This window comes from Apibacter adventoris, assembly GCF_002964965.1.
In the GTDB taxonomy this organism is placed as follows: Bacteria; Bacteroidota; Bacteroidia; order Flavobacteriales; family Weeksellaceae; genus Apibacter; species Apibacter adventoris.
This window is the reverse complement of record NZ_PSZN01000001.1, coordinates 140,141-154,536: the sequence shown is the minus strand read 5'-3', so window position 1 is coordinate 154,536 and position 14,396 is coordinate 140,141. Positions and strand designations below refer to the sequence as shown.

Below are 14,396 nucleotides of genomic sequence, written 5' to 3'. Positions count from 1 at the left end.
AAAATAAAATACAGTTATATTTAAGTTATATAAAATCATGTAAAAACGTGCTTAAATAATAAAACTATTTATATTTTTGAAAGGTTAAAAATGTAAAATCATAAATATGTTTTTCATCTTTAGGATGGAATTCTTCATAAGTTTTATTCCATTTAGATAAATTTAAGTTAGGGAAAAAGGTGTCGGCTTCATTAACTTTTGTATGTACACGAGTTACTTCAATAGCATCTATAAAATCTAATGCCTGTTTATAAATAGTACTTCCTCCGATTACGAAAGGGTCTGCATCAACTTTTTTGGCAATTTCAATAGCTTCTTGTAAAGAATGAGTAAGGATAGCACCCTCTGGCACAATATAATTCAAATTATTAGAAATTATAATGTTAAGACGATTTGGTAAAGGCTTTGTTATAGATTCAAAAGTATTTCTTCCCATAATCACAGGATGATTCAAAGTCAACTTTTTAAATCTTTTTAAGTCATCCGGTAAATTCCATAAAAGTTGGTTATCTTTTCCAATCGCATTATTTTCATCCATTGCCACAATAATTCTCATTTTTTCTTCTATATAATTTTTCAATAGTTAAAATTAAATAATTTTTTTTTAGATTTAAAAATGTTTATCAATAGAAAATAAACTAAAAGACTTCCTAAATTTGTTAGGAAGTCTTTTTATAAAATAAGAAATTATGTTATTTCATTTTATTCAATCCTTCAGTAATAAGTTTCATCTGTTTTTGTAAAGCTTCATTTGTAGGGTTAGCAGTAGACGCTTGTTGTTTTAATTGTAAACCATTCTGCATCATTTCTAACAATATTTCTCCGGAGTTATATCCTTTAACCTGTAAGTAAATTTTTACAATGCTGTTAACTAAATTTTTAGTAGCCATAGGATAATCTCCGCTCATAATATCTTTAAATGCAGAAAAGTATGTATTAGCTTCTTCTTGAGATTGAGCAGTAAATAACAAAGGAACAAGCCTTTTAGAAATTAAATTTATTTTTGAATAATCTTGAGCTATTATAACTGCTTTTGCCATAGCATTCATTAAAATATCTCCCGGATTTTTATCGTCGATATTATTAATAATTTCTAGAGCAGCTTCTTTATTAGTTTGTAATAAAGCTTCAATACAAGCCGCTTTTACAGAATAAGATTTACTAGAAGAAAATTTTATAAATGTTTTAGAATATTTAGCAGCATCAATATTAGCTAATTGTTTAATAGCTTCGGCTTGTACCGGAGTTTGAGTTTCAGTATTTAAAACCTTTTCTAAAATTGAAGCAGATTTTTGTTTAACCGTAGGATTCGTTTCATCTAATTTAGATATGGCTAATTTTCTAATACCTTCATATTTATCGGTTGTAATAGCTTGTAATAAAGTTTCTAAGGCTTTTTTGTTTGAAATTTGTACATCTGCTAATTTGTTAATTGCTTCTATTTTAGAGTGATATTCAGGAGTGTTTTTATATTGGAATATATATTGATCTGTAGTTTTATCTTCAATAATTTCACATAATAAAATATCGTCAGGATTGATATTTACTAATTGAGGTATAGACTTATAAGGAATTTCAAAAGAATTATTTTCAATAGCTTTAGCCCAAACCTGATGTTTAGTGGATTTTCCATTTTCATATACATCTATATCCAGAGGAAATTGAAATTTAGGCTCTTGAGTTTGAAGAATTTCTATTTTTATTAATTTTTTAGACTCATCTAAACTATAAGTAGCTTTTAGTTTTGGGTGCCCATTACCATAATACCACTGATTGAAAAACCAATTTAGATCTTTTCCGCTAACTTCCTCTAAAGCGAGACGTAAATGATGCGCTTCCGTAGCTTTATATTCATTATTTTTTAAATATTTATTTAATCCAGTAAAAAAAGCGTCATCTCCTAAATATTTTCTTAGCATATGTAAAATAAGACCTCCTTTATTATAAGTAACTGCATCAAACATGTCTTCACGATCTTTGTAATGAAATCTAACTAAGTCTTTATCAAAATCAATTTTCCCATACATATATCCATCTTTTTCTTCTTGTTTATGTTCTTCTGCTTTATCTTTTCCATATTTATGTTCAAGCCATAGATATTCGGAATAATTGGCAAAAGATTCATTAACTGTTAAATTAGACCAGCTTTCACTTGTAGCGAGATCACCAAACCAATGATGAAAAAGTTCGTGGGCTATCGTTGTCTCCCATAGATTTCCATCAATTAATTGTCCTGGTTTTTGCTGAGCTTTTTCCATGTGTAAGGTAGCTGTTGTATTTTCCATGGCACCACTCACATAATCTCTGCCTACCATTTGACTGTATTTTTCCCAAGGATATGGATAATTTAATAAATTAGAAAAAAAATCGATCATATCAGGAGTATCACCAAAAATTTGTTTTGCATAGGGCTCATATTCCTTTTCAACATAATATTCAACAGGTATATTCTTCCACTTATCCTTTACAATGGCAAAGTCTCCAACTCCCATAAAAAATAAATAGGGTGCATGTTTCTTATCAAATTTCCAATAGTCGGTACGGGTTCCATCAGAATTTTTTATTTGGCTCTTTAATAATCCATTGGATAAGGTGACATACTTATCAGGAACTGTCATATAAATTTCTTCGGAAGTTTTTTGATTGGTTTTATCAATGGTAGGAAACCAGCAACTACTAGATTCTGTTTCACCTTGTGTCCATATTTGAGTAGGTTTGTCTTCTTCTTCTCCTCTTGGGTTAATAAAATAAAGCCCTTTTGCATCATTAATGGCACCACTACCTTTTTGTGATACAGATGAAGGGATTGCAATATATTTTATATATACTGTATAAAGTTCATTTTTCTTATATAACTTATCTAGAGAAATTTTTATTTTAGAATTTTGGTATGTGTATTTTAGATCTTTACCATTTTCTAGAGTAACTTTTAAAATTTCCATGCCTTTAGCATCTAGTGATAAAGAATCTGTAGGGTAGAAATGAGGTTCAAGTGTAATCCAAGCTTCTCCTGCCATTTTTTCGTTAGGTATATCAAAACTTACTTTTAATTTTGTATGTACCAAATCATTAATCATAGTAGCTGAAGGCTGGTAATTGGAATAGTCTTGGGCATTAAATATACCTAAAGTAATAAAAAAGACTATAAATAAAAATCTTTTTTTCATTATAATTGTTTTTTTGATTGTGTATATTAATATATGTGTAAAAATAAATGATAAAATGTTACAAAAGCTTGAAGGGTTTATTGTTATTTATAATTACGATATTTAAAAATAAAATATAAATTATATGAATTTTATTTTATTAATATATTTAGTGTGAGTTTTTTTTATAATTTCGGATAAAATTGCAGCTTGGTTATAATTAAGTTCATTTCGCAAACTTGCTGAATTTAATTGGATAAACAAGACTTTTTTATCAATAAACATTTTTAGAGTGTGCTTATTTATAACATCTCCCATCATGTTTTTCCAAATTTTTTCTATTTCCAGAATTAGTAATTTTTCCTCTAAACCTAAAGCCTTAATAAGGTTTTTAATTGCTGAATTACTGGTTTGTTCTTTTCTTCTTAAGCTCATATAGAAATCCTCACTCCTCAAAATTACAATAAAATTGAATAATTAATGAATTAAAATATAACAGATGATTTTTCTCATACCATTAAAGAAATTTTCAGAGAGAAAAATTAATTTTTAATTACATAAAAAGATTTTAATTAAAAGGAAGAAATTATAGATTAAAATCGGTGAATAAATTTATAAACTAAAAATTTTATAATCAGAACTAATTTGGTCAACTATTTTTTCAGTTCTTTCTTTATGGGTGTCTGAAAGGAAAATTTGTCCAAACTTCTCTTTATGAACCAGCTTTACTAACTGCGCCACACGATGTTCGTCCAGTTTGTCAAAAATGTCATCCATAAGCAAAAGTGGATTTTTTCCGGATTTATCTTTAATGAGTTGAATTTGAGCTAATTTTAAAGAAATTAAAAAAGATTTTTGCTGTCCCTGAGAACCAAATTTTTTAATAGGATAATCAAATAAATTAAAAATAAGATCATCTTTATGAATTCCTTGAGTAGTATAGGTACAGACGCGATCTTTATCAATGTTTTCCTTTAAAATATTATCTAAACTATTCTTATTCAGATCAGAAATATACTGTATGGAGACAGTCTCTTTTCCGAGAGAAAGTACCGAATAAAATTTAGAGAAATTTGGTAAATAATGCGAGATAAAGTCTTTTCGTAGCCGATGAATTTTAGTACCATTTTCAATAAGTTCAGAATCATATATTTCTAAGCTTATTGCATCAAAAGTATGAGTAGTGGAAAATAATTTTAATAAAGCATTTCTTTGAGCTAAGGCTTTTTGATATCGAATTAGTAGATGTAAATATTCTGGATTAATTTGGCTTATCATTCCATCCATAAATTTTCTCCTATATTCACTTCCTTCTGTAATCAGATTCTGGTCGTAAGGGGAAATCATAACGGAGGGATATTTTCCAATATGTTCAGATAGTTTTTCGTAAGCTTTGTTATTTCTTTTAATTATTTTTTTTTGTCCTGGTTGAACTAAAAGTTTTATAATATCTTCAGTTGAGTCATCTGCAAAATCACCTTCCAGAGAGAAAAATTTTTCTCCAAATCGAATATTATTCTGGTCTGAATAATTTAGATAACTTTTAGTAAGTGATAGATAATGAATAGCATCTAAAATATTAGTTTTACCCACTCCATTGTTACCTACAAAACAGTTAATATTAGCAGAAAAAGAAAATTGCTTTTCTGCAAAGTTTTTGAAATTGAATAACTTTAGATCTTTCAGATACATCTTAAAAATTATCTGATTTTTGGATATTCTAAAGGATTTACCTCATGCATAATTTCATATATTCCTTCTATTATATCATCTAAGGAAGGTTTGGAAAAATAATCTCCATCAGAACTGTAAGCAGGGCGATGTTCTTGGGCTGTTATTGTTTTTGGAGCGGAATCTAAATATTGATAACCTTTTTGTTCTTCCAAAACTTTTTGCATTAAATATGAGTTTGCTCCACCTGGAACATCTTCATCAATAATAACTAAGCGGTTGGTTTTTTTTAGGCTTTCCACTACTTGATGTTTATTATCAAAAGGAACCAGAGATTGGGCGTCAATAATTTCAATTTCAATGCCTAAAGTTTGTAATTCTTGAGCTGCTTTAGTAACAATTTTCCATGTTGCGCCATAGGTAAGTACCGTAATATCTTTTCCTTCTCGGGTAATTTCTACTTCTCCTACAGGGGTGGTAAATTCTCCTAAATTATTGGGAAGGAATTCTTTTAAACGGTATCCATTTAAGCATTCAATAATTAACGAAGGCTCATCCGCTTGTAACATAGTATTGTAAAAGCCGGCAGCTTTGACAAAATTACGAGGAACTAATATAAAGATGCCACGTAAAAAATGAATTAAACCTCCCATAGGGGATCCGGAATGCCAGATTCCTTCCAATCTGTGTCCGCGAGTACGCACAATAAGAGGGGCTTTTTGTTTTCCTTTAGTACGGTAACTTAAACTTGCTAAGTCATCACTTAAGGTTTGAAGTCCATAAAGAATATAATCAAGATATTGGATTTCAGCAATAGGACGTAAACCTCTCATAGCCATACCGATTCCTTGACCTATAATTGTAGCTTCACGAATACCTGTATCTGCAATTCGATTTGTACCATATTTTTCTTGTAACCCTTCCATTCCTTGATTAACATCACCTATTTTTCCTACATCTTCTCCAAAAGCTATGACCTCCGGATATTTTTCAAATATTTTATCAAAATTGTTACGGATCACAATTCTTCCATCTACTTCTGCTGGATTTTCATCATAAGTAGGGGGAATAGAAGGAACATTTAATGCTGAAAACGGTGTTTCAGGGTATAATTTGGAATTATAATTATCTTCTTCTTTTATTAAGCTTTCATCTAACCAATTTATAAGATTAGTTTTATCAGGAGAATTTTCCTCTCTTACAATACGTAACACTTTTCTTATGAAGTGAAATATATCTTTCTTATAAGGGTTTTCAATATTTTGGAAAGCTTCTTTTTCTTTATTTATAAATACTTTTTTAGGACTCTTTTTGCTTAAAATTTCAACTAAGGAAAAAGCTTTATTTTTTAAAAAATTAATATCAGTACGGAATTTATTCCATGCATTTTTTTGATGTTCTTTAACCAATTGTTTAACTTCTTGTTCCAGAGATATCAATTCTTCTTCTGAAGCAAGATATAATTCATGATTATTTTCTTTATCGTAAACAATAAATTCTTTAATCCAATTTCTAAATTTTATATTACAATCATATTCTTTTTCCCATTGTAAGCGTTCAGCAGATTTGTATCTTTCATGTGATCCCGAAGTAGAGTGCCCCTGAGGTTGTGTTAGCTCAGTCACGTGAATAATTACAGGAATGTGATTCTCTCTTGCAAATTGTTCTGCTTTTGTATAAGCATCTATAAGTTCAGCATAATTCCATCCTCGAACTTTTATTATTTCACAGCCCTTACTTTCTTCATGAGATTTACGTTGAAACCCTTGTAAAAGTTCTGTAAAATCTTCTTTTGCTCTTTGACTGGATGAAGTTACAGAAATTCCATAACCATCATCCCAGATAGATAAGATCATAGGAATCTGTAATGCACAAGCTGCATTTAAAGCTTCCCAAAAGTGTCCTTCAGCCGTGCTTGCATCTCCGATAGTTCCAAAGGCAATTTCTTTTCCCTGATTGGAAAAATGAATTTTATTTTCTAAACCTTTTACATTTTTATATACTTTGGAAGCATAAGCTAATCCTAATAATCGTGGAATTTGAGCAGCTGTAGGAGAAAGATCAGCAGCTATATTTTTCTGTTCGGTAAGGTTTTTCCAGCTACCATCTTCGTTCACATAATGTGTAGCATAATGACAATTCATCATTCTTCCTCCAGATTCAGGTTCCCTATTTTGATCTGTGTCTGCATATAATTGGGCAAAATAATTTTCGATAGTAATTTCACCTATAGCTAAAGCAAAAGTTTGATCTCGATAGTATCCAGAACGAAAGTCACCATTTTTAAAAACTTTAGACATAGCAATTTGTGGCAACTCTTTTCCATCTCCTAAAATTCCAAATTTTGCTTTTCCGGAAAGAACTTCTTTTCTTCCTAACAAGCTACATTCACGGCTAATTAGACATAGACGGTAGTCGTGTAAGACTTCTTTTTTAAATTCCTGAAAACTTAAATTAGCTTCGGACTCTATAGAAACTTTTTCTTCAATCACCTCGTAATATTATTTAAAAAACCAAGCAAAGTTACAGATTTTTATTAGAACGAAAGTTCATTTTAAAGAGCTAAAAAAACAAAAATTTGTAAACTAAATTTTATAATTTTGTTATATCAATATAAAAATATGAATAATAATATTGCTGAAAATACTTTTAGGCAGGAAGTGGAAAATAAATATATTGTTTACAATAGTTTATTTTCTAATTTGCCCTATGATGATATGGGGAAATTGGGAGCTTTAACTCCTATGTTATGTGATTTAAGTATTAAAGAGTTAAAAAAGTCTAAAAACCCTAGTGATATAATAAATACATTTTTGAATAAGTTTGCTCATGTTAAAGGAGAACAGGAAAAAATAGATTTATTATTTAAAATAATTCAGTTCATAGAAAGAGAGGTAGTTTTATTTGATTCTGTAGAAGATGCTTCTTTTGACCGGATAATTGGATTGCAACACCAAAAAGGGACATTAGAGAATATGTATCAGGTGGCTCAGCAACAAAAAAAACTAGATGCTGTTTATGAAGAATTAAAAACTTTTAAAGTACGAGTAGTTTTTACTGCCCACCCTACTCAATTTTATCCGAATACGGTTTTAAGAATTATTGCAGATTTAACTCAGGCTATACAAAAAAATAATATTTCTCAAATTAATGATTTACTTCAACAATTAGGTAAAACTCCGTTTATTAACAAAACAAAGCCTACTCCCTTAGAAGAAGCTAAAAGCATTATGTATTATTTACGTTATGTTTATTATAAAGCTATAGGTCAATTACACGAAAAATTATTTTTAGAACATTATAAGCCTGGTGAAGATTTTATTCCTGTTATGGAATTAGGTTTTTGGCCGGGTGGAGATAGGGATGGAAATCCTTTTGTAACAGCTGAAATTACTAAACAGGTAACAGAAGAATTAAAGATTAATATATTAAAATGTTATTATGAGGATTTAAGAGGTATTTTAAGAAAACTTACTTTTAGAGGAGTTTATGAAAAGTTAGAAAATTTGTCTGGTCTTATATATGAAAATACTTTTAGTTTAAGGAATGATTTAACTACAGAAGATATTTTAAAAAAAGTGGAAGAAATAAAAAGGGTTTTAATTGAAAAACATGATGGATTATTCTCAAATGAATTAGATAGATTTACACGTCAGGTTAAAACCTTTAAATTACATTTTGCATCCTTAGATATCAGGCAAGATAGCAGTATTCATAATCTTATTTTAAATAAAATTGTTAAGCGATATAATTTGTCAGACAATTCTTATGATAAAATGGATAATGAAGAGAAGTTTTACATATTGTTTCAATCTAACATAATTATTAAAGAAGAAGATTTTGAAGAAGATATTATAAAAGATACAATTCGGAATATTAAGCAATTAAAAAAAATTCAAAAAGAAAACGGTGAGCGTTCAATTCACAGATATATTATTAGTAATTCTACTACTATATTTAGTGTGTTGGAAGTATTGGCATTATTTGATTTTTGTGGATATAAACCTCAGGAAATAAATGTGGATATAATTCCTTTGTTTGAAACTGTAGAGGGTTTAGACAATGCTGAAAATGTTATGGAGCAATTGTATAATTTACCATTATATAGAAACCATTTAGAAAGAAGGAGAAAACAACAGACAATTATGCTTGGATTTTCAGATGGAACCAAAGATGGAGGATATGTAAAAGCTAACTGGGGGATATTTAAAGCTAAAGAAAGGTTAACTCAAGTATCTAAAAATAATAATATTGAAGTATTATTTTTTGATGGAAGAGGAGGACCTCCGGCAAGAGGAGGTGGAAAAACCAGACAATTTTATGCATCACAAGGCCCCACCATTGCTTCTAATCAAATTCAATTAACTATTCAGGGTCAAACTATAACGTCTTCCTATGGTTCTGTAGATCAAGCTAAACATAATTTTGAACAATTAATTACCGCTGGAATTTCAAATAAAGTTTTTGTAGATGTAAAGTTGAATCTCACTTCAGAAGATAGAAATATTATAGATAGGCTTTCAGCAATAAGTTATAAAAAATATTTGGAACTAAAAAATCACCCTCAATTTATTTCTTATTTAGAAGAAAGAAGTACGGTAGAATATTACGGAAAAGCTAATATTGGAAGTCGACCTTCAAAAAGAGGTAAATCTTCAGGGTTAAGTTTTAAAGATTTACGTGCAATTCCTTTTGTAGGTTCATGGAGCCAGTCTAAACAAAATGTTCCTGGGTATTTTGGTTTTGGCACTGCTGTTTTAAAACTAAAAGAAGAAGGTAAAATGCCTGATTTACAAGAGCTTTATAAAAGGTCTTTGTATTTTAAAACCTTAGTTCAAAATAGTATGATGTCTATGATTAAATGTAACTTTACTTTAACTTCATATATGAAAGAAAATGATAAATATTCAGATTTTTGGAATATTTTAAATGATGAATATTTATTGACTTGTAAATTATTATTAGAAGTTGCCCAACAGAAGGTTTTGATGGAAAAAGAAGAAATAAACCGGCTTTCTGTATTATGTAGGGAAAAAATTATGCTACCCTTATTAATTATACAACAATTTTCTTTGCAGAAAATACATGAAGTGGATATGGATGAAGAAAGGCTAATTTATGAAAAAATGCTTGTGCGTACTTTATATGGAATAATAAATGCAAGTCGAAACTCTGCTTAAATAAAATATTATAACTGTAAATACCAAAAGAGAGTTATTTTTTACTCTCTTTTGCTTTTATTAATTTTTCAGTTTTTTGTTATAGGGAGTTATTAAAAAATAAAAGTTTGAAATGAATAATTTCATCTAACAAAGATAAGCTTCCATATAAAAATGTTCTATTATTAAACCTTATTTATAAAGAGTCGTAAATTTTTATAATATGCATATCCCACCCAATCCAAGAAATCCCTAATATTGAGAAACTCAAAAAAATAAAAAAAATATTTTAATTATCCATTAAATAACTATAAGGTATAATTAATAAAACTAAAAACTAAAGCTTTTTTTTATTGGATTTGGAAAAAAATCTATTCTGTTTTGAAAAATAGTGATTCCTATGCGTCCTAACAAGGATATTCTAGACCTTAAAAAGCAATAATAATTTCAATAAAATAATATGGAGATTCATTTCATTATTTATTTAATGTAATTTTCAAGAAGAAAAAAATAATAAGGATTATCTTTGTTTAATAGATTTAATATATGATAAAAGCAGTATTCTTTGATATTGATGGAACATTAATTAGTTTTAAAGCTCACACAATAAACTCACAGACCTTAAAAGCCTTGTATTCAGCTAAACAGAATGGGGTAAAATTATTTATTGCAACTGGACGACATAAATTGGAAACATATCGTTTTAACGGGTTTAAATTTGAGGGTCATGTAACCATGAACGGACAATATTGTTTTAATCAGGAAAAGGTTATATATAAAAACCCAATAGATAAACTATCTGTTCAATCTGTAATTTCCATAGCTCAAAAAAGTGGAGAAGCATATATGTTTTTTGAAGAAAACAATGTGTACCTTAACAAAAAGAACATATATGTAGAAAAAGTACTGGAGGATATAAATGTAACCAATATACAAATAGAAGACTTGAGTTCTTTTTCAGACAAAGAAATATTCCAGATTGTAAGTTTTGTGAATGTTGAGAAAGAAGATGAGGTAAAAAAGCAACTTCCTAGTTGTGAAGTGACCCGTTGGCATCCTTTATTTATGGATATAAACCCAAAAGGTGGAAATAAAAAATTAGGTATACAAAAAATGTTAGAATATTATAGTATTTCTCCAGATGAAATAATGACTATAGGTGATGGAGAAAATGATATATCTATGTTAGAACTGGCCCAATATAGTGTTGCCATGGGAAATGCTTCTGATGAAGTAAAATCTCATGCAAAATATATTACCTCTAGTGTAGATCAGGATGGAGTAATTCAAGCTTTAAAACATTATCAAATTATATAAAAAGAAATGATGAAAAATATTTTTGCTTTTGATATAGATGGAACCTTGATGAAATTTAGTAGTCCTAAAATAGACCAATATGCAGAAATGTCTATAAAAGAGGCTAAGAAATTAGGAGAGGTAGTATTGGCCTCAGCACGTCCCTATAGAGGAATTACCAGTCTATATAATTCCAATTTATCTATAGACCATATTGTAGCTTTAAATGGAGCCCATATAATTTCAGGGAATAAGGAAAAAATGGTTCCAATTCCTACAGAAATTGCTAAAATATTAATTTCACAAAGACCTAATTATCCTAATTTTTGGATATACACAAAAAAAGGTTGGTATGCAGATAATATTTCAACTCCAGAATGTAAAAAAGAAATTCATGGGGTTAATTTTGAGCCATATTCATTTGCAGAATATGAAAACGATGAAATATTAAAAATTTTAATTGTTTTAAATGAAAATATTCAAGAAACAATAGAAAAAATAAGGAATATATCTAATGATATAACCGTAGTAACCTCTTCAGATACCTTTATTGAAATTTTTTCTTCAAAAATTAATAAATTTAAAGCTATTCAAAGTTTATATACCGGAGAAGCTCGTATATATTCATTTGGTGATTCTAATAATGATGAAGAAATGATTAAAAATTCTTTTTGGGGAAGTGCTGTAAATAATGCTACAGATAATGTAAAATCTTCAGCAAAATACATTTCTAAATATAAATATGGACAAGGGGTTTATGATGCTATGCAAATTATTAAGTCTAAATTTTTTTAACCTGCTGGTTTAAAAACAGATAAGCGTACTTAATTTACTTTTGTCTAAAAATAATTGATAATAAAAAAATAGAAAATGAAAACAGCAAAAAAAATTTTAATTATGTTATTGGCATTAGGTTCAATAATGTCTTTTATAAGTAAAAAATTAGAAGTTTCCAATGAAGATGATGCCAAAAAAGAATTAGAACATTTCCCAAAAGCTAAAGAGGGAATGATAAGATATGTTATTATTTTAGATAAAAAAACAAATGAAAATTTGTACCAAATAGAATTAATTCCAGGCAAGGTTATGAATGTAGATTGTAATATTCATAGTTTGATAGGAAAAATAGAAGAAAAAAATTTAGAAGGTTGGGGGTATACATATTATGACTTTTCTTCTGATGGGAATACTATGTCTACCCAAATGGCTTGTCCCAAACAAGAGAATAAAAATAAATATATATCAGCCCAATCAATTATGATTAGATATAACAGTAAACTTCCTATCGTAATATATGCTCCTAAAGGATATGAAATACATTATAAAATTTGGGAAGCAGGTAAAGACAAAAAATCTTTAGAAAATTAAACAGTTTTTTATAATTATTAAAGACAAAAATATATGTGAGAATATTTTTTTATTTTTATAGTCTATAATTAATTAAAAATAGAAGTTAAATACTGAAATGCAATTTATTTTAATATTTAACTTCTATTACTTTTTAACATATTGTGAGTCTTAGTATATTTTTAAGTAATTTTTTGATTTTTAAATAAAAAATCAAATTTTTTAAAATTTTGCCTTTTATTGTCAATATTTTCGAATTAAAATCAATCTTATAATGAAAATATTGGAAACTGTTTTATGTATTAATTTAACTTTTTCTATCATTTAAGGGAAAATATCAAAACAAAATAAAAGTATTTAACAAACTAATAAAACTTTTTTAATCTATTTCTAATATAACTTTAATAGAAAATTAATTTACCTCAAATAGCTTTCTAATTTCTGCAAAATAATTTTGCTTAATATAAAAAAATATAGCAGAAATAATGAGCAAATATGTTTTTTTACTAGTTAGTATCTTTCTTGCTAATATAATATCGGCGCAAAAAACAGAAATAATATATTTAACACAAGAACAAGCAGAGGCATTGTTTCTAAAACAAAACTTGCAGTTATTGGCAGAAAAAATGAATATCGATGCTGCAGATGCTGCCATAGTGCAGGCTAAATTATGGGAGAATCCAACTTTTTCTATAGGGGAAGTAAATCTATGGTCTACCCATACACAAAGAGAACAAGGACAAATCCCAGCTTTATTTGGAAATTTTGCCAAGAATACAGAATTTACCATAGAATTGACACAATTAGTTCAGACTGCAAGAAAGAGAGGGAAATTAATAAACAGAGAAAAAATCTCTAAAGAAATAGCCATTCAGGAATTTGAAGAAACTCTTCGTGGTTTGAAATTAGAAGTTAGGAAGTCATTACAAGAACTTATATATTTACAGTCCTATCAACATATATTAAATAGGCAGCACGAAGCACTTCAAAAACTGATTATAGCTTATAAAAATCAGGTAGCTCAAGGCAATATTGCAAAAAAGGAATTAATACGATTACAATCCTCACAATTGGAAATGAATGGGGAAATCTATGAAGTAAAAAGCAATTATAATGAACAACAAAAAATATTAAAAAGCTTACTACATATTCCTCCCGGAAGTATTATAGAAATTAAAGAAACTACCGAAAAAATTAAAAATCCCGATGATATTTTGTTGTCCAATATCTTAGAGCAAGTTCAAAATAATCGTCCCGATCTCCAAAGAGCAAATTTACAAATTAAATACTTTGACAAAAATCTCAAATATGAAAAAGCGCAAAAAGTTCCCGATCTTACTTTTGCGTTAAACTATGATCGCATAAGTGGACCATGGAAAGATTTTATAGGATTAGGAATTAGCTTTGATTTGCCATTTTTTAATAGAAACCAAGGAAATATAAAAATAGCACAGATTAATAAAGAACAAAGCCAGTATTGGGCAACACAGCAATTAAACTTAGCGCAACAGGAAATCACAGAAGCATATAACAATTACCATATGACTTATTTTTTATTTAAGGAAATGCAAGATGAAAATATTTCAGAAGATTTAGATTATATGTTGGATGCTTATATGAGAAATTTAATGAACAGAAATATTACTATGCTTGAATTTATTGATTTTATGGAAGCCTATAAAAATAATAAACAAACTCTTTTGTTGACACGTAGAAATCTCTTTACACAATTTGAAGAATTGCAATACACAGTTGGAAAAGAAATAAAATAGAACCT

General features: G+C 28.2%; 10 protein-coding genes. 5 read left to right on the top strand and 5 right to left on the bottom strand.

The window, feature by feature from the left end; translation table 11 throughout:
- Window positions 1–64 precede the first annotated feature (64 nt).
- The 5 genes from C4S76_RS00665 to C4S76_RS00645 form a co-directional block, all read right to left on the bottom strand.
- Window positions 65–556 carry a dihydrofolate reductase gene (locus C4S76_RS00665; protein ID WP_105191739.1) on the bottom strand — a complete coding sequence of 164 codons (492 nt, stop codon included), beginning with the start codon at window positions 554–556 and terminating at the stop codon, window positions 65–67.
- Window positions 557–692: 136 nt separating this feature from the next.
- Window positions 693–3,167, bottom strand: coding sequence for a M1 family aminopeptidase (locus tag C4S76_RS00660; RefSeq protein ID WP_105191648.1), 2,475 nt, complete (start codon window positions 3,165–3,167; stop codon window positions 693–695).
- A 120-nt stretch (window positions 3,168–3,287) separates the two neighbouring features.
- On the bottom strand, window positions 3,288–3,581 hold the full coding sequence (locus C4S76_RS00655) for a DUF721 domain-containing protein (RefSeq protein WP_105191646.1): 294 nt from the start codon (window positions 3,579–3,581) through the stop codon (window positions 3,288–3,290).
- 177 nt (window positions 3,582–3,758) lie between these two features.
- Window positions 3,759–4,838, bottom strand: coding sequence for a DNA replication/repair protein RecF (recF, locus tag C4S76_RS00650; protein WP_105191644.1), 1,080 nt, complete (start codon window positions 4,836–4,838; stop codon window positions 3,759–3,761).
- Window positions 4,839–4,846: 8 nt separating this feature from the next.
- A complete protein-coding gene (locus C4S76_RS00645; RefSeq protein ID WP_105191737.1) occupies window positions 4,847–7,306 on the bottom strand; it encodes an alpha-ketoacid dehydrogenase subunit alpha/beta in 2,460 nt (819 codons plus the stop codon).
- Between the two features lie 132 nt (window positions 7,307–7,438).
- On the opposite strand from C4S76_RS00645, the gene C4S76_RS00640 reads away from it, so the two are divergent.
- From C4S76_RS00640 to C4S76_RS00620, 5 genes are all read left to right on the top strand, one after another.
- Window positions 7,439–9,997 (top strand): phosphoenolpyruvate carboxylase, encoded by a 2,559-nt coding sequence (locus C4S76_RS00640; protein WP_105191642.1) that lies wholly within the window; start codon window positions 7,439–7,441, stop codon window positions 9,995–9,997.
- Between the two features lie 525 nt (window positions 9,998–10,522).
- Entirely contained in the window at window positions 10,523–11,293 is a 771-nt protein-coding gene (locus C4S76_RS00635) for a Cof-type HAD-IIB family hydrolase (RefSeq protein ID WP_105191640.1), read from the top strand.
- Window positions 11,294–11,299: 6 nt separating this feature from the next.
- Window positions 11,300–12,067, top strand: coding sequence for an HAD-IIB family hydrolase (locus C4S76_RS00630; RefSeq protein ID WP_105191638.1), 768 nt, complete (start codon window positions 11,300–11,302; stop codon window positions 12,065–12,067).
- 75 nt (window positions 12,068–12,142) lie between these two features.
- The gene (gene eco, locus C4S76_RS00625) at window positions 12,143–12,640 is read left to right on the top strand and encodes a serine protease inhibitor ecotin (RefSeq protein WP_105191636.1); all 498 of its coding nucleotides are present in this window, start codon (window positions 12,143–12,145) and stop codon (window positions 12,638–12,640) included.
- A gap of 464 nt (window positions 12,641–13,104) precedes the next feature.
- A complete protein-coding gene (locus C4S76_RS00620) occupies window positions 13,105–14,391 on the top strand; it encodes a TolC family protein (RefSeq protein WP_105191634.1) in 1,287 nt (428 codons plus the stop codon).
- Window positions 14,392–14,396: the final 5 nt, after the last annotated feature.